Below are 16,071 nucleotides of genomic sequence, written 5' to 3'. Positions count from 1 at the left end.
TAAAGAAAACCCGGCTTTCGCCGAGCATAGCGAGAACGAAAGCCGTTGGTTGCACTTATGCTATCTGCCCTAAACTTATACTTTCTGTTAGTATAAAGAAAACCCGGCTTTCGCCGAGCTTTGCGATATAGAAGACTTGGTCAGCGCCAAAGCGGTGGCCTTAGTCGCCTTATCCTGCCGGACGTAACCACTTGCATCGTAGGATAAAGAAGACTTGGCCAGCGCCAAAGCGATGGCCTTAGTCGCCTTATCCGGCCGGACTTAACTACTTGCATCGTAGGAAAGCGAAAGCCGCTGGTTGCACTTATACTATCTGCCCCCAGACTTATTCTTTCTGTTAGTATAACAAAAAGGCCGCTATTCCTAAGAATAACAGTCTCAAGCTTGAGCATCGAATTTTCCAACACCGTTCATAATCTTTCGTACATAGTTTTGCGTTTCCTGATAAGGAGGAATTCCTTGATATTTATCGACCGTCCCAGGCCCAGCATTATAGGCGGCCAATGCCAGTGGCACATTTCCATGAAAACGGTCGAGCAAATCTCGGAGAAAATGCGTTCCACCGTCGAGATTCTGGACCGGATCCAGAGGATTTGTAACACCATAAGTTTGCGCCGTTCCTGGCATCAGCTGCATCAGCCCCATTGCCCCAGCCTGCGAAACCGCTCCTGAATCAAAACCGGACTCTGCGAGTACGACTTGCCGAATCAGGTTTGAGTCCACGCCGTATTTCTGCCCAACTTGGGCGATCAGGCTTTCGATGTCTGAGTTTCCTGTTCTTAGCGTTGGCGAAGTTTGATGGAGCGGGTTAAACCCAGAATAGCTTTGTAAGCCTAAGTCTTGATATCCTTGACTTCCCGCTGACGCTGTCCCCGGCCCTGCGCTGAGGGCTGATTCTAACAGAGCTTTAAAAAGAAGAGTTTGCGATGAATCGGTAGTTGATGTTGGGTTAGTTTCTGAGCTGTTCGTCCAGGCTTGATTCATGTTTTGAAGTTGGTAGAAAAGAAGCATTTCCGCTACATTCAATCGTAACTCCTCCTTTCCTTTTAGACCAATTGACGAAGTCCCTGAATTTCTTCTCTTTCGAGAATCCTTTCAGGGATGAGGCACATAATAATGCGCTCGGGTAGATTCACAATCCCCCCAATAAAAGGAGCTGTCACCAGTTGAGGGGGTGGCAAAATCTCATCAAGAACTCTTATTTCCCTGACCTCGTCCACAGCAAATCCAACAGCTTCTCCATCAACTTCGGTAATCAGGGCTAATTTATGTTCGACACTCGCATCTCCCTCGGTAGATGCTACAATGTCGTCTTGCGCGATTCCAAACCGGGAACGCAGGTTAATGAGGGGAATAGCTGTTCCCCGAATATTGATCAGGCCCTTGACATAAGCGGGGGCCTGGGGGATCGGACGGATATTATCGAGACGCGTAATTTCACGCACAACTTCGATTGGCATTGCATATTCTTCTTGTCCAAGCGCAAAAATGACCATTTGTTTTCCCATCGAATTCACTTCCTATCATCCAATCACATGAATATCACTATGATGACTCTAATCTCAGACTTTTCCCACTTCATTTACAGCTTTATCAAGAGTCGTATCCAGAGTCTGAATGACCTTTTGATTCGCTTCATACGCTCTCATCACCGTAATCATCTTGGTCATTTGTCCGGGAATATCAACATTTGAGCCTTCAACCGCACCCTGACGGATCTGTATTGTACCCAGTCCCACATTTTGGATTTGTCCAGGTTGGGCTGAAGAATACAAGGACTGTCCTTCTCGGACCAGCGTTTCTTGGGGAATTTGCACTAGCTTTAAGCGATCAATAACTCGTCCTTGATCAGATACCGTTCCATCTGCGCTGACTGTAAACGTCTTGCTCAATGTCCCAATCGGGCCATTCTCACCGAGAACCGAAAGGCCATCTGCGGTTTGCAAGGTCCCGTTAGCGCTGATCTGAAAATGTCCATTTCGAGAATAACGTTCCCCGTCAGGAGTCTGAACCGCAAAAAAGCCTGGTGAAGTGACTGCCAAATCTGTCGGTAAATCCGTCGTTTGGAGCGCACCCTGAACATTCATGCGGGCAACACGATCCACAACGACACCTGTACCCATACTCCCAATCAGGGTATTTTCCGCCCTTCCGTTGGTAAGGGCTGTTCGCTCAATTAACATATCGGGAAAAGCCTTAACTATTCCGTCTTCTTCCTTGTAACCCGGGGTTCTGACATTAGCAACATTATCCGCGATGATATCACTTTGCGTTTGCGATGCTAACATGCCAGCTGCCCCGGTGTAAAGTCCTCGAATCATGATCTCACGCCTTCCCTATCCAGAACTTTTAACTTCTGCTATTTTCCCTGAATCACCATGCGCAAAAGACCCAGTTGAGAAGTCACGGCCTGAGTCACTGAATTGTAATACAAACCATTTTCTGCGACATTGGCCATCTCTCGGTCAATATCGACATTGTTGCCATCATTTCGCAAAGTCGTACTTCCATCAGTCACTACACCGGATTGATTACTCCCCGTAACGCCTTGAATATGTTGAGGAGTTGTTACTTTCAGGGGAAGGTCCGTCCCCGGTTCACCCAGGGCCTCTCCCAGAACTTGCTGAAAATTTACATCAGAGCGTTTGAAGTTAGGCGTATCCACATTCGCAACATTATTGGACAGTACTTTCTGTCTCATGCTTGATGCATCTAGCCCTGTTTCCAATACCGAAAGCATCGGATTATCTAACCAACCTGACATATTCATTACCTCCTTAGGGAGTTCGCAATGCCCCACATCTGATCGCCATCGGAGACCATCCGAGAATTCATCTGATAGGCCCTTTGGACTTGGATCAAATCCGTCATATTAGCAGCCAAATCAACATTTGAAGCTTCTAAAGCTTTACTCTGCAGACTTCCCGCCCCCGTTGTTCCCGCTTTCGCGAACTGGGCTGCACCAGAGCTTGCGGATATTCCATACAAATTCGAGCCCATCTTTTGAAGCCCTTCCTGATTGGGGAAAACCACAAGCGGGATCTGTCCATAGGACATTCTCTGCGCGGCAAGCATGGCCGTTACCGCTCCATCACTGCCAATTTCAAGCTCTTGGGTATTCAAAAGATTTCCATTCGGCATCACATTCCCCTGATCATCCACCAACGTGACAATATTCCCATTTGTATCACACAAATTACCAGCAGCATCCACTTGAAAATTTCCATCCCGAGTATATGCTTTTCCACCATTGGCCGTTGTTACTTCAAAGAAACCTGATCCATTAATAGCAACGTCCGCCGAACGATCGGTTGTCATCATCGCTCCCTGTTTAAAATCTGTACCAATAGCGTTGTAAAACACTCCTGCTCCGACATTAAGGGTTGCTCCTACAGGTGCGCCATTCAGTGTCACATTTGCAGGTCGCAGTTCAGTTGCCAGTGCTTCCGCAAAATCCGGTTGACTTGCTTTAAAACCAGTAGTATTGGCATTCGCCATATTATCGCCGACCACATCCAGAGCGACCTGTTGGGCTCGGATTCCAGCAGCACCCGTACTCAGTAAACGCATAAAATTGCCTCCGATTGCGCTGTTAATTAATTCCGTTTAAGATCAATAAGCTCCTGAAGCATCGTATCCGATACTGTGATCACACGAGAATTCGCTTGGAAACCACGTTGAGCCGTAATCATATCCGTAAATTCCTGAGAAAGGTCAACGTTAGACATTTCGAGAGCTCCGGTAACTAATGATGTTCCGGAAGGATAGGGAGTACCACCCCCATAGGAAGTAGCAGCCCCGGAGTTATTGGAAACTTTGTAAAAACTACCGCCTATACTTGTCAGTCCAGCAGGATTTGGAAACGTTGCAATCTGAATTCCCGCTCCAATTGTTACGGGTGTTCCGTCCGTTAGCTTATAACCTGTGACAACACCTGTAGGAGCGATATCATAGCTGCCATAAGTTGCCGGGTCAATTGTAATAGTATTACCTGCTGAATCTAATACCAGTGCTCCAGATGCCGGATCAACCAGCTGCCCAAGAGCATCTTTATTAAAGGCACCCGAGCGGGAATAAACTGTCTCTCCCGCAGTCGTTTTCAACGTAAAAAAACCAGGCCCAGCGATCTTCAGGTCTGATGGATTTCCAGTTGTCTGCTGAGATCCGTCAGTCATGATTTGGTCAATGGAAGCAAGTGAAGAGCCTAAGCCAACTTGCATAGGATTGGTACCTCCAGCTGTTCCTGCTGTTGGTGTAGATGCCCCCTTCATAGTCTGACTCAGCATCGTAGAAAACGTGACCCTGCTCTTTTTAAAACCAGTTGTATTTACATTGGCAATGTTATTGCCGATAACATCCATTTTCGTTTGGTGATTTTTCAGCCCAGATATGGCCGAATAAAGTGAACGCATCATAACGGGTTACCCTCCCTTTATTTTTTATTTCGATACATCTGTTATTTGATTCATTTCTAATGTCTTCAAAGAACCATCCGTTTGTAACAGACTAAGTTGGGGATTACCATTGAGCCATTGGACTGAGTCCACAATCCCAGAAATGACGGTTACTCCGTCAGTGTCCCTACCAGAGACCTGCTTACCAATTAGAGCTGATCCTTGAGTAAGAAGGGACTGCTGCATAAAGCTGGTCAAACTAGTCTTCAGATCACCCACTGACGTGGCCAGATTATTCATTTGTTCCAGAGAACTAAACTGAGCCAATTGGGCGATCGTATCCTTGTTATCCATCGGTTGTAATGGGTCTTGATTTCTCATTTCTGTTGTCAGCAGTTTTAGAAAATCATCTTTTCCCAACGTTTGATTGACTGCGGAAGTTATCGACTGGCTTGAACTTTGCGTTCTTGGGGTCGTAGGATTCGTTGCACTGATCGTACTCATGTTACCTCCTATGCTGTTACGTTGATCCGGTTATTTTGAGTTAGTCCTTGATCTAAGCCATAAGTCGGCAATACATCTAATCTCACATCATCAAGTTTAAGAGAGGTATTTGACTCTTGGTTGTTTTGATTCTTGCTTTGTGAGCTAAAGGTTTGGTTTCGACCCTGGTTAAAATTCTGATTCGAATCTGAAAGTCCCATTTGCATCATGCCACATTGTACGCCAGATTGTGAAAGGCTCTCACGCAGTTCGGCAAAATTATTCTGCAAGATTTGTCCAGTCGCAGCCTCTGAGGCCTTCATCTGCATATTGACCTGTCCATTATCCCATGTAAGGTTAATACTAATTTGACCAAGTTCTGCTGGGTGCAGTTGAATATTTAACTCACGAATTGTAGGAAGTTGGTGAAGCACGTTGGCTTGAAGCTCTTGAGCAACCTGCTGCCATATTGGCAAATTCGAGGAAACTCTCGTTTTGTTTCCCACATCTGCTGTTGAAATTAAAGTTAAATTTGCAAGATTGAAATTTCCCAGAGTAGAATTAGTGCCTTCCGTTTTGCTAGCCTTGGAATTCGTGATATTACCGTTACCCGAAAGATCCTTTTTCTCGTTTCCAGTACCACTCTGACCTGTTTCCGTCTGGATATTCATGTGAAGAAGATGGTTTCCTGTGGGTAACCCTCCCGGTTGAGGGGTATTCTGAGTTTGAGCTAATGGAATGTTCTGGGTCGGGTTGAGATTTTGAACTACAGCCTTTTCAATATTCGGATTGGACTGCACTGCTTCTTTACTTTGAGCACTCAAATTCACAACTTGGGCTACATTTGTAACTTGCTCGCTCGCCTTGCTTTGAATACCTTTCTGGATATCATTCGAGTTCATAATTTGAGTCTCACTCGGTACTTGATCCTTGGAAACAGCCAATGAATTTGATACCGTTTGAGTGAAGCTAGGCTGGGTTTGAGCCAAAGCTGTGTTTTGAGTTAATGAACTTTCTACTAGTTGACCTAAAATGGACTGAACGTTAAGTTTCGCTCCAATGAAATTTGATTGATCAGCATTTATACTTGATGTGTTTAAATTCAGTTCTTGACTTAATTGGGTAAGAAGTCCTTGAATATCAGTGGGTTTATAGGACACCTTACTGATTTCTCCGGACATGTCCTGTAATAGCTGGGTAATTAATACTCTATATTGATCCAACTCCGTTAGTGGGGATTTTCCCCCTTGAAGTTGCCCTGATCCCATCCCTGGACCAGTGACATCCCCTTGTAGGTTTCCTTGGGAAAGAAGAGTCATGATCTCTGGACTAATCGCCTTCATCAAAGCATCACTACCTTGCTGATTTTGTCCGCTGGCAGATCCCAAATTGAGCCCGGCTATCATCCGTAATGAGCCCAACATGCCCTCTAACCCCTGAAACCCTGTTTGTCCGGAATTGGCCTCCTTGCCTGCCGGATCACTGCTCTGGAGCCCAGAGTCTTGTCCTTGTCCTAATGCTTGAGCCATCCAGCCACCAAGAATTGCCGCGAATTCCATTGCCGCACTGTCTGGACCTGAATTTTTCTCAGTTGAAACGACCCCATCTTTGACTTGGGGAGTAGCATTTCCACTAACAAGGACATTGATTTCTGACATGGCACCACCTCCAAAAATAGACTCTATTAACTCTATCGTAAAAACCTGTCGAAAACTTAAGGTTACTGCAATCAATCTCAATGGATTCATACAAACCGAAAACTCCGAAACAACAAATCAACAAAACACTAAAACAATTTTAAATCACAATACTCTAAAATAAATTCTTCTTCTGCCGACTTAAACGTCCTCTTAAGCGTAGAATGGCTTGGGAATGAAGCTGAGAAATTCGCGATTCGGTGAGCTTCATAACAGCGGCAATTTCCTTAAGGGTCATATCTTCCTGATAGTACAGAGCCACGACCAGCTTTTCCTTCTCGGGAAGCTTTTCTACTGCATCAGCCAATATTTTATGCTGTTCCTCAATTTCAACTTCCTGATAAGCTTCCTGGGCCAGAGGATCCTTTAAAATATTTAAAGGCGACAGACTTTCTCCCTCTTCTCCTGTAGATAGCTCATCGAGAGAGGTTAGGTTGAGGATCTGCCCTTGCTGGATAGCCCCTTCGAGTTCGCGTACATCGATCTGTAAGTAAACAGCGACCTCTTCAATCTCAGCAGGTCGCCCTTGTGTTGCTTCGACTTGAGCAAAGGCTTCCTGAATATGTTTTACTTTTTGGCGAGCAGAATGAGGCACCCAATCCATTGTCCGCAAACCATCGATTATCGCCCCCCGAACCCTTAAAGTTGCATACGTTTCAAACTTGACCCCGCGCGCCAGATCAAAACGTTCCAGAGCATCGAGCAAACCAAAAACGCCATATCCGATCAAATCATCTTCATCAACAAATTGGGGAAGTGAAATCATAAGTCGACCCGCAAGGCGTTTTACCAGAGGCAAATATTTTTCAATCTGCTCAACATTCCAAGGACCACGGTTATTGGCACCCTCGTAAGGATTAGGTAGCACGCGAATCGACCTCCTTTACTTCTCTTACTCACTCCAGCCCATACGTTGAACCATTTCCGCTTGTTTTTTCGTATCCAGTATTCCTTCGGATAAATTAGCAGCCACTTGACCTGCAATTGGCGACCCACTTCCCTTGAAGGAAGTCCCACCATCCTCAGGGGAACGCGCATCCGGCTCAAACTCTTCTTGACCCACGGCAACGTCTAAATAAACTCCACGGTCTCCGTTGGCTTCATCGATTCCAGAGATATCTTCCGAAATTTCTTCGGAGAGAGGAGCCGCTTTTTCAAACCCGTACAAACTTCCGTAACTCAGTCCATACATCAAAAGAAAAGATAAGATCATCCGGATAATACTCCATAAAAAGCCAACATCCGTCTGCCAGCTGAGGATTCCCACGATGATTGCTGTCCCGAGCGCTAATCTCCACGCCCATTTATTGAAGGTTTCTTTGTCCAAATCAAATCACCTTTTCGCCATGGTTAATCGTCCGAACCTTTAAATCTCCGGTACCGACGTCAAAATGAATCGTCCGCCCGAAGCTGCCGCCGACATCAGTGACGAGCAGAGGTATGCCAAAGCGTTTCAGTTCCGCTTCCACTGCTTCCGCATTCCGGTCACCGATCTTAAGAACATTCGTCTTTCCCGGAAAGGAGAACATTTGCGCCCCGCCAGCGATTTTGGCCCGCAGACGTATTTTATGGGCGCCCAAGCGAAGGATGTCTTGGATTAAAAGCTCAATCGCCGTATCAGCATATTTCGCCTGATTTGCTCCTGGATTTCCATTGGACGAGGGTAGCATGATATGAGCCATCCCGCCTACCTTCTCCACGGGATCATGAATGCAGATCCCGATACATGAACCTAGGCCAGCTGTCATCAAAATATCCGGAGTTTTCGAGGTCTTGTAGTCCGCCATCCCCACCGTGATTACATTACTCATACTCCCAAAGCCCCCAACAGTTTCTTTAACGAACCTTCGTTCGGAAGAAAAATAAATTGCCCCTCAATTTGGGGTATTCCCGAAAGTTGAGTATCAATAAATAAAACGCTGTCATCGAGTGAACCATCTTCGAGCAGAATGGCATCAAGAATTGCTCCTGCCATATCAACAGCAAGTGCCGGGACTGAGGGCTGTAAAGGAATTCCGGAGAAACTGGTCAGCGCCATTAAAAAAGAGCTGACCATGATATTGCCCACTTCTTTGAGTGCGGATTGAACCATTTCATCAGCAAAAAGATCCATCTGTTGGTCCGTGCCAAATAAGGCCTGGACTAAAATCTCGGCGCTCTCTAACGGGAAGAAAAAGACAGCTTTACCATGGGCATCTCCCTCAACTTTAACGTAGACAACGGCTTGCGGCGTGTCCAGTTGTCCGATTACAGATTCGACATTTTCAAATGGCACAGCCCAGACCTCTGGAACCGACATATCGATTCGCCGTTGGAGAAGAGCGGATAACGCCGTCGCTGCATGCCCAGAGCCTATATTGCCGATTTCACGCAAGGCATCCAATTGAATTTGTGAGATTTCCATAACTAGACCAGTCCTTTCTTGCGCATGACCCTTTGGAGATCAAAAACACTGCGGATGATGCGATCTCGATCACGTTCTGGAATCTGATAAAAATCAACAGAAATACTGTAGTTTTTACTATCTGGGATTTTATCCGCTCGACAAACTCGAGCTGACGTTTGAATCGGTCCAGAGGGCAGGTCCAGATAGGCTAAAAGGATAGCCCCCAGCTCCACCGATTCGCTCGTCTGAAAACGCATTCCGCCTCCGCTTAAATCGAGCATCGTTCCTTTTTTAGTATCACTTAACCCTTGTCTGTCAACAGATCGGAAGGTCAAGGGATAAACGGCAGGAACCCGTACAAAGTTCCGACGTTGAACGCGATAAATATCCTCCGGTAGTTCCAAGACAAAAATAGGAACAGGAACTGCGATTCTCTGGATAATAACCGTCTCAATTGCATACGCCGCCACATCATCCCAAAAAATGACTTTTGCTCGGGTTCCTTCCCGAAAAGGAACAACCTGGCCTTGCATCATTGGCGCAAAAACCGAAAGAATCTTTTCTCCTACTTCATCGAGATGGGTTTTATATTGTCCAGCTAAATCTCCATCGGCAATCACAAGATCAACAGCCAGACCAGGTACAAGTATTTTGCGGTAATCCATACCACCACCTCCTATTCAGGAAATTGATAGGTCTATATTAATGACGCAAGAGTCGCGTCAAAAATCCTCGTATGCCACTCTCCTTGTGAGGGGGTGCGAGATAAAGTCCGGAAACGGATCCGGCAATCCATTGAATACAATGATAAGCAGCACTCGTAGGATAGGCTATCGCCAAGGGCTCTTGCCTCATAACAGCTTTGCCCACCAAGGGATCTTCGTATACCCACCCCAGTAAGCTGACCGACCCCTGTAAAAATCTGCGGACAGCATTTTCTAAGCGTTCAAAGGTTGCTCTGGCATCAGCTTCATGACTCACCCGGTTGACCACTACATGCACCTGTATTTTCTTCTGCTCATCTGAGCGCAGCGCTTTGAGCATTCCATACGCATCCGTAAGCGAGGTTGGCTCTGGTGTAGTGAGTAGGATGATATCATCTGACGCTTTAAGAAAATTCGTTACCGTATGTCCTAGACCTGCACCTGTATCGATGAGTAGGATATCTGCCAGTCCTTCCAAGCGTCCTAAATTACGAATTACATTTTCAAGATGAATCCGTTCAATATTTGCTAAATCCTGTACTCCTGAGCCACCGGGTAAGATTCCCAGTCCTTTGGGACCAGTGATTAATATTTCTTCGATCGTTTTCTCGCCACTGAGCAGATGTTCGAGCGTAAAGCGAGGCGTGAGACCACAAGCGATATCAACATTTGCCAAGCCCAGATCACCATCAAGAATGATGACACGATAACCAAAATCGATCAAAGCCAAGGCAAGATTCACTGTAAAATTCGTCTTCCCGACTCCCCCTTTACCACTCGTCACGGAAATAACGCGAAATGATTTTCTGGGTGCTTCATCCGGATGGGAGGCCATTTCTCTTAAGATTGTTGCTTGATCATGCATGTCTATTTTCCTCCCCAAGAATATAGCGGGTAAGACGGTCCGGAGTTGCGGCCTCGATATCGTCTGGTACGTTTTGACCATTCGTTATATAGGCAACGGGTAAATTGGTCTGCTCTAAGAGGTTGAGGATCGAACCTCCATTCACTGTCTCATCCATTTTCGTGAAGAGAAGGTGAGTGCATAAGGGTTCAAAGCGGCGTAGAACTTTAAGTTGGTCGGCGGAATGCATCGTCGCACTCAGCACCAGAATCGTTAAATCCGGCTGCGCTTTATCGAGGAAGGACTTGAGTTCTGACATATGTAATTCATGATGTGGACTGCGACCCGCCGTATCAACAAAAATAAGTTCCTTATCCTCATGAGTCGTGATCGCATCTTTTAAACCGGAAGGTGTCATCACAACATCCACCGGAACCCCTATAATTTCACCAAAGGTTTTTAACTGCTCAACCGCAGCAACCCGGTAGGTATCAGCCGTAATCAACGCCACACTCCGTTTATCAACAATGCTGAAGCCTGCTGCCAATTTACCGATCGTCGTGGTTTTACCCACTCCCGTTGGCCCAACTAAAGCAATGACCCGCGGCTTTTTAACCCCAGGTTGAATCGTGGCCGTGTTATGGCAGATCTGTTGAATTTCCTCTTTTAATTTCACTCTGACCCGAGAATCGACTGACCAATCCTCTTCTCTTAAGTTCTGCTGCAAATAACGCATCAGTCGTTTCACAAGTTTAGGCTGAACCCCCCGCTCTTGGAGTAAATCCGCCCATTTTTGCAAGGGTACCGGCCAAATCACCTGTTCCCCGCCAAACCCCTCCATTTGCTGGTTCATTCTAGTGAGAAGTTTACGCATTGACTGTAATTCTTGCTCCAAAGACACGGTTTTCGAGGTTTGAGCATATTCCCCTGCTAAGGAATTCTGAAAGGGCTCTGGATTAGGAGCTTTCGGGCGATAAACCGCCTCATTTGTGACACGTGTCTGGTCTAACCTTTCAGGATTTACTGGACGTACTGGCTTCTTACTTACTGGCTGCTCTTCAATGGCTGCCGTGATTTCCACCTTTGTCTTACCAAATAAGCCAAATACTCCGCCTTCGCGGAACTGCCGAGTCTGCAGGATCACCGCGTCCGAGCCTAAATCTCGTTTCACTTTGCCCATGGTTTCGGCAACATTATCCCCAATAAAACGTTTAACTCGCATTTCCAGCCACCACCATCCCTACTGCTTGTACTTGAACTCCATGAACGAGTTCGTTATACGATAAAATAATCAGTTGTGGAAGTTGTCTCTCCGTCACGCGCTTCAGATTGATCCGCACTACCGGAGCACAAACAAGCACAGGATTATATCCTTTGAGCATCATCTTCTCGATTTCCTTGCTCAGAGATTGCATAAGTTCCTGGAGGACATGTGGATCCAGGGTGAGATAACTTCCAAAGTCTGAAGGTTGGACACTATCCAAAATTTGTTGCTCGAGTTTTGGCTCCAGCGTTAGCACCGGAAGATTTTTATCCGGGCCCAGCAATTGCTGCAGAATTTGCCGTGATAAACCTTGCCGAACATACTCGGTTAAACGATCGCTATCCTTCGTTCCCGCTGCGTAATCTGCCAGGGTTTCGAGAATGGTCACCATATCCCGGATGGGCACTCTTTCCCGTAAGAGGTTACTGAGAATTTTCTGAATCTGCCCCAGGTTGAGATTCTCCAACGCGTCATCAACTGCAGCCGGGGCTTGTTCCTTCGCATGATCCAGCAGTGTTTTAACGTCCTGTCGGCTCAAGATCTCCCAAGCATTGCCTTTGATGACTTCTGTTAAATGGGTAGCCAAAACGGTTGGCGCATCAACCACTGTATACCCTGAAAGTTCTGCCTGCTCGCGATAAACAGCGCTGATCCATTTCGCGTCAAGCCCAAAGGAGGGCTCCTTCGTCGGGATCCCTGGAATACTCTCATCCTCGATCCCACTGCTCATGGCGAGATAGTGATCAGCTAGTAGCTCCCCGCTTGCTACCTCTGCCCCTCGAATCTTAATCAGATATTGGTTTGGCTGCAGATTCATATTATCGCGTACCCTAATGACAGGTACGATGAACCCCATCTCAGTCGCGACCTGGCGGCGGATCAGCACTATCCGATCGAGAAGATCTCCCCCCTGCTGGACATCCACTAAGGCGATCAAGGCATAACCAAGCTCAAGCTCCATATTATCCACCTGCAGGAGATTAAGCACATTTTCCGGCTTTTTACTTTCTTCAATCGCCGTTTCTCGGGCTGCCGCGCTTTCGTCAACAACATTTTGCTGGGAATTCTTTTGTAAGTACACACCGGCGCCAATCAAAACAAGCGCAACCGCAAAAAAAGGAAGTTTAGGTAGTCCCGCAAAGGCCAGAAAGACAAGTACTCCTGCCGTAATAAAAAGCGCCTTCGGCGTTCTGAAAAGTTGCTTCGCTAAGTCTTGTCCAAGGTTTGAATCCGAGGTGGCGCGAGTCACAATCAAACCCGTAGAGGTCGAAATTAAAAGAGCAGGGATCTGTGAGACCAGCCCATCCCCGATCGTCAGCAAGGTATAGGTTTGTAGAGCTTGGGTAACCGATTCGCCCCGCATCATAATTCCAGTGATAAATCCTCCGATAATATTGATAAAAAGAATAATGATAGCGGCGATGGCGTCCCCTTTGACGAATTTACTAGCACCATCCATCGATCCGTAAAAGTCAGCTTCCTGTTGAATCTTTTTCCTGCGATCCCTGGCTTGCTGATCATTGATAAGTCCTGAATTCAAATCAGCATCAATGCTCATTTGTTTCCCTGGCATCGCATCCAAGGTAAAACGAGCGCCAACTTCAGATACCCGCTCTGCGCCTTTGGTGATAACAATAAAATTAACGACAACAAGGATGATGAAGACGACTAGGCCAACGACAGGACTCCCACCGACGACGAACTGTCCAAATTGCTGAATGACGTTCCCGGCAAACCCATTTAAGAGAACCAATCGGGTTGTAGAGACGTTCAAAGAGAGCCTGAAGAGGGTCATGATCAGCAATAACGAGGGAAGGACTGAGAAGTCTAAGGGGTCAACCGTGAACAAGGAGAGCATCAGGATCAGGACGGAGCCGGTAATACTTATAGTGAGTAAGATGTCGAGGAGAAAGGAAGGAAGCGGGATGATCATCATGACGACAATGGATACGATTCCGATAGCTGCTAGGACGTCGGTGTTGGCTAGCAAGCGTTTATTCATGTTGGTTGTTGCCACGTCATTGCTCCTCCTTTCTGCAAAGTATAAGTGCTTTATTAAGTAAGTCTCTGGGGTCTAAGTTCTGGGGTGTCGGCGAGACGCTTTGCTCGCTCATCACGGCGCCGGGGCTATTCACTTGGCGACTCCGCTACCTCGCCAAACCTCAGGGTAATAAAAGAGGTACGCCGCTCCTGCGCGTCCATGCGCCCGCGGCATCAGTCCATCCATGGACAAGTCCACGGCTCGGCTTCACGCTGCGCTGCCTGCGTTCACTACGCCCCTCTGCTTTAATTCTTCGCTACGCAAATCGTTTCGCCTGTCTTCGCAGTATGCTCGGCTCGGCTTTGCTTTCTTGCATGTCCACTTATTCTCCTTTGGAGAATATCGTCGCTAAGCAGAGATGAAAGTTCGATTAGCGTCGGGTGTGTGATTGCTTGATGAATGTTTTCGCTGGGCTGATGTTTAGGCGATTGGGCGTTTTTTCTTCAGGCGGTAAACGAAGGCTAGGACTTCGGCGACGGCTTTATAGAGATCTGCTGGTACGGCTTGCCCGATTTCGACTTGGGCGTAGAGAGCGCGGGCCAGCGGCTTGTTTTCTAAGATGATGATGCCGTATTCTTTGGCGTGTTCGCGGATTCGGAAGGCGACTTCGTCGGCTCCTTTGGCGACAATGAAGGGAGCGGGATTTTCTTTGGCGTTATAACAGAGGGCTACGGCGAAGTGGGTTGGGTTTGTGACAACGACGTCTGCCTTTTTTAGGTCTTGCATCATGCGGCTCATAGACATAGCCCGTTGTTTCCGTTTGATTTCTGATTTAAGTTGAGGATTTCCTTCGGTTTGTTTGTACTCTTGTTTCATTTCTTCGTGAGACATGCGTAAATTTTTCTCATAATCCCACCATTGGTAGAGAAAGTCTATGACAGCAATAAAAACGAAGGATATAGAGATTTTCCAAGCAAGGCTCAAGAGGGCTTGCCCGATGAACATCGCAGCTTGAGCGACACTAAGCTGTTGCAAGGCTGGATAAACCTGAAGATTATCCCGTATCGAAGCATACAAGAAATAGCCAATAAGGATCACTTTGAGCAGGGATTTAGCGAGTTCAACCCAGGCCTTTACCCCAAACATTCTTTTAGCTCCATTGACCAGACTAATTCGAGAAAATTGGGGTTTAATCGTTTCAAAGGTAAATAGGGATCTCACCTGCAGATAATTACTGGCTATAGCAATCAGGGTACCGACAATGAAAACGGGGCCGACGATTTGGATCCCCACCCAAATCACGTTGATCATCAGCGTCGGTACGGATTGCAAACTCCAGTCATTGGGAAGGCTATAGACGTAGGAAAAGAGTCCCCCCATTTTTGTTAACATCGTCGGCAGCCAGTACTTTAGCAGAGCAATGTATCCCAGGAGCATAAAGGCAGACACCATTTCCTGGCTCTTAAGGACTTGACCTTTTTTACGCGCATCCTGTCGTCGTTTTGGTGTGGCTTGTAAGGTCTTTTCACTCATTGCTGCCACCCCTTATAGAGCTGCAAGACCCAGGTCATGCTCGTATTAAATAAATGACTGACAGATACTCCAAAGAAGGGAACTGCGAGGAACAAGATGACAAATCCCAAAATAATTTTGACGGGAAAGACAACTGTAAAAATATTCAATTGCGGTACTGCTCGGGATAAGAGCCCGACCCCAATATCCGCAATCAATAGGGCTCCAACAACCGGGAGTGAGAGCTGTATCGATAAGGAAAATACTGCAGTAACCAAGTTAACGAAAAAATCGAGTCCTTGTGGCAGAGCTGTCGGATTCACCGGGATATATGAATAACTTTTCACCATCGCTGCAATAAGGTAGTGATGAGAATTTGTGGCTAATAAAAGCATGGTTGCGAGCACAAGTTGAAAGTTACCCATCATCGGACTTTGCATTCCATAAACCGGATCAATCATATTTCCCATCGTGAAACCCATTTGAAAATCAATAAGCTGCCCCGCTCCTTCTAAAATTGCGGTGATTGCATAAATCACAAATCCAATGACGAGCCCGACAAGTACTTCTTTAATAACTAATGCTCCATAGAGCAAAAGTTCATTTGGGATCTGTGGTCCCGAGGCTTGAATCAGGGGATAAACAATAATCGAAAGGCTAACAGCCAGTCCTAACTTCACCATGCCGGGTACTCCCCGAGCGCCAAATACTGGGGCGAGCATGATCATTCCCGCCCAGCGGGAAACGATCAGTAAAAAGAGGGATACATTCCATTGTAAAAATTGAGCAAGACCCATGTCATCATC

Annotated in this window: 18 protein-coding genes; all 18 read right to left on the bottom strand. The window is 46.6% G+C overall.

Annotation, left to right across the window (positions count from 1 at the left end; genetic code table 11):
- Positions 1 to 378 precede the first annotated feature (378 nt).
- Positions 379 to 1,026 (bottom strand): lytic transglycosylase domain-containing protein, encoded by a 648-nt coding sequence (locus tag VM640_RS10660; protein WP_325392012.1) that lies wholly within the window; start codon positions 1,024 to 1,026, stop codon positions 379 to 381.
- A gap of 20 nt (positions 1,027 to 1,046) precedes the next feature.
- Complete coding sequence (locus VM640_RS10655) at positions 1,047 to 1,508, bottom strand: chemotaxis protein CheW (RefSeq protein ID WP_325392010.1); 462 nt, start codon at positions 1,506 to 1,508, stop codon at positions 1,047 to 1,049.
- A 54-nt stretch (positions 1,509 to 1,562) separates the two neighbouring features.
- Positions 1,563 to 2,321: a flagellar hook-basal body protein gene (locus VM640_RS10650; RefSeq protein ID WP_325392008.1), complete on the bottom strand. Its 759-nt coding sequence runs from the start codon at positions 2,319 to 2,321 to the stop codon at positions 1,563 to 1,565.
- A gap of 38 nt (positions 2,322 to 2,359) precedes the next feature.
- A complete protein-coding gene (flgB, locus tag VM640_RS10645) occupies positions 2,360 to 2,764 on the bottom strand; it encodes a flagellar basal body rod protein FlgB (RefSeq protein ID WP_325392006.1) in 405 nt (134 codons plus the stop codon).
- 5 nt (positions 2,765 to 2,769) lie between these two features.
- Complete coding sequence (locus tag VM640_RS10640) at positions 2,770 to 3,570, bottom strand: flagellar hook-basal body protein (RefSeq protein WP_325392004.1); 801 nt, start codon at positions 3,568 to 3,570, stop codon at positions 2,770 to 2,772.
- Positions 3,571 to 3,596: 26 nt separating this feature from the next.
- Entirely contained in the window at positions 3,597 to 4,415 is an 819-nt protein-coding gene (locus VM640_RS10635) for a flagellar hook-basal body complex protein (protein ID WP_325392002.1), read from the bottom strand.
- Positions 4,416 to 4,439: 24 nt separating this feature from the next.
- Positions 4,440 to 4,898, bottom strand: coding sequence for a flagellar hook capping FlgD N-terminal domain-containing protein (locus VM640_RS10630; protein WP_325392000.1), 459 nt, complete (start codon positions 4,896 to 4,898; stop codon positions 4,440 to 4,442).
- An 8-nt stretch (positions 4,899 to 4,906) separates the two neighbouring features.
- The gene (locus VM640_RS10625) at positions 4,907 to 6,535 is read right to left on the bottom strand and encodes a flagellar hook-length control protein FliK (protein WP_325391999.1); all 1,629 of its coding nucleotides are present in this window, start codon (positions 6,533 to 6,535) and stop codon (positions 4,907 to 4,909) included.
- A gap of 154 nt (positions 6,536 to 6,689) precedes the next feature.
- Positions 6,690 to 7,442, bottom strand: coding sequence for a FliA/WhiG family RNA polymerase sigma factor (locus tag VM640_RS10620; protein ID WP_325391997.1), 753 nt, complete (start codon positions 7,440 to 7,442; stop codon positions 6,690 to 6,692).
- A gap of 24 nt (positions 7,443 to 7,466) precedes the next feature.
- Entirely contained in the window at positions 7,467 to 7,901 is a 435-nt protein-coding gene (locus tag VM640_RS10615) for a hypothetical protein (protein WP_325391995.1), read from the bottom strand.
- Position 7,902: 1 nt separating this feature from the next.
- Positions 7,903 to 8,385 carry a chemotaxis protein CheD gene (locus VM640_RS10610; RefSeq protein WP_325391993.1) on the bottom strand — a complete coding sequence of 161 codons (483 nt, stop codon included), beginning with the start codon at positions 8,383 to 8,385 and terminating at the stop codon, positions 7,903 to 7,905.
- Positions 8,382 to 8,978, bottom strand: a complete 597-nt coding sequence (locus VM640_RS10605) for a chemotaxis protein CheC (RefSeq protein WP_325391991.1) — start codon at positions 8,976 to 8,978, stop codon at positions 8,382 to 8,384. The genes VM640_RS10610 and VM640_RS10605 overlap by 4 nt, the downstream gene beginning before the upstream one ends.
- Positions 8,979 to 8,980: 2 nt before the next feature.
- Positions 8,981 to 9,625 carry a flagellar brake protein gene (locus VM640_RS10600; protein ID WP_325391989.1) on the bottom strand — a complete coding sequence of 215 codons (645 nt, stop codon included), beginning with the start codon at positions 9,623 to 9,625 and terminating at the stop codon, positions 8,981 to 8,983.
- A 37-nt stretch (positions 9,626 to 9,662) separates the two neighbouring features.
- Positions 9,663 to 10,529 (bottom strand): MinD/ParA family protein, encoded by an 867-nt coding sequence (locus tag VM640_RS10595; protein ID WP_325391987.1) that lies wholly within the window; start codon positions 10,527 to 10,529, stop codon positions 9,663 to 9,665.
- The gene (gene flhF / locus VM640_RS10590) at positions 10,522 to 11,730 is read right to left on the bottom strand and encodes a flagellar biosynthesis GTPase FlhF (RefSeq protein WP_325391985.1); all 1,209 of its coding nucleotides are present in this window, start codon (positions 11,728 to 11,730) and stop codon (positions 10,522 to 10,524) included. The genes VM640_RS10595 and flhF overlap by 8 nt, the downstream gene beginning before the upstream one ends.
- Positions 11,720 to 13,774: a flagellar biosynthesis protein FlhA gene (gene flhA / locus VM640_RS10585; RefSeq protein WP_325392015.1), complete on the bottom strand. Its 2,055-nt coding sequence runs from the start codon at positions 13,772 to 13,774 to the stop codon at positions 11,720 to 11,722. Before flhA ends, flhF begins: the two co-directional genes overlap by 11 nt.
- 459 nt (positions 13,775 to 14,233) lie before the next feature.
- The gene (gene flhB, locus VM640_RS10580; RefSeq protein ID WP_325391984.1) at positions 14,234 to 15,286 is read right to left on the bottom strand and encodes a flagellar biosynthesis protein FlhB; all 1,053 of its coding nucleotides are present in this window, start codon (positions 15,284 to 15,286) and stop codon (positions 14,234 to 14,236) included.
- Positions 15,283 to 16,062, bottom strand: a complete 780-nt coding sequence (gene fliR / locus VM640_RS10575; protein WP_325391982.1) for a flagellar biosynthetic protein FliR — start codon at positions 16,060 to 16,062, stop codon at positions 15,283 to 15,285. Before fliR ends, flhB begins: the two co-directional genes overlap by 4 nt.
- Between the last annotated feature and the right edge of the window lie 9 nt (positions 16,063 to 16,071).

Source organism: Desulfitobacterium sp. (genome assembly GCF_035539115.1).
Lineage (GTDB): Bacteria > Bacillota > Desulfitobacteriia > Desulfitobacteriales > Desulfitobacteriaceae > Desulfitobacterium_A.
This window is presented reverse-complemented; position numbering and strand designations above follow the sequence as displayed.

Bases quoted from the DNA above. Each gene is read 5' to 3' on its own strand.
- VM640_RS10655 (WP_325392010.1), bottom strand. From the start codon at position 1,508: ATGGGAAAACAAATGGTCATTTTTGCGCTTGGACAAGAAGAATATGCA.
- VM640_RS10650 (WP_325392008.1), bottom strand. From the start codon at position 2,321: ATGATTCGAGGACTTTACACCGGGGCAGCTGGCATGTTAGCATCGCAA.
- flgB (WP_325392006.1), bottom strand. From the start codon at position 2,764: ATGTCAGGTTGGTTAGATAATCCGATGCTTTCGGTATTGGAAACAGGG.
- VM640_RS10640 (WP_325392004.1), bottom strand. From the start codon at position 3,570: ATGCGTTTACTGAGTACGGGTGCTGCTGGAATCCGAGCCCAACAGGTC.
- VM640_RS10635 (WP_325392002.1), bottom strand. From the start codon at position 4,415: ATGATGCGTTCACTTTATTCGGCCATATCTGGGCTGAAAAATCACCAA.
- VM640_RS10630 (WP_325392000.1), bottom strand. From the start codon at position 4,898: ATGAGTACGATCAGTGCAACGAATCCTACGACCCCAAGAACGCAAAGT.
- VM640_RS10625 (WP_325391999.1), bottom strand. From the start codon at position 6,535: ATGTCAGAAATCAATGTCCTTGTTAGTGGAAATGCTACTCCCCAAGTC.
- VM640_RS10610 (WP_325391993.1), bottom strand. From the start codon at position 8,385: ATGAGTAATGTAATCACGGTGGGGATGGCGGACTACAAGACCTCGAAA.
- VM640_RS10605 (WP_325391991.1), bottom strand. From the start codon at position 8,978: ATGGAAATCTCACAAATTCAATTGGATGCCTTGCGTGAAATCGGCAAT.
- VM640_RS10600 (WP_325391989.1), bottom strand. From the start codon at position 9,625: ATGGATTACCGCAAAATACTTGTACCTGGTCTGGCTGTTGATCTTGTG.
- VM640_RS10595 (WP_325391987.1), bottom strand. From the start codon at position 10,529: ATGCATGATCAAGCAACAATCTTAAGAGAAATGGCCTCCCATCCGGAT.
- flhF (WP_325391985.1), bottom strand. From the start codon at position 11,730: ATGCGAGTTAAACGTTTTATTGGGGATAATGTTGCCGAAACCATGGGC.
- flhA (WP_325392015.1), bottom strand. From the start codon at position 13,774: ATGAATAAACGCTTGCTAGCCAACACCGACGTCCTAGCAGCTATCGGA.
- flhB (WP_325391984.1), bottom strand. From the start codon at position 15,286: ATGAGTGAAAAGACCTTACAAGCCACACCAAAACGACGACAGGATGCG.
- fliR (WP_325391982.1), bottom strand. From the start codon at position 16,062: ATGGGTCTTGCTCAATTTTTACAATGGAATGTATCCCTCTTTTTACTG.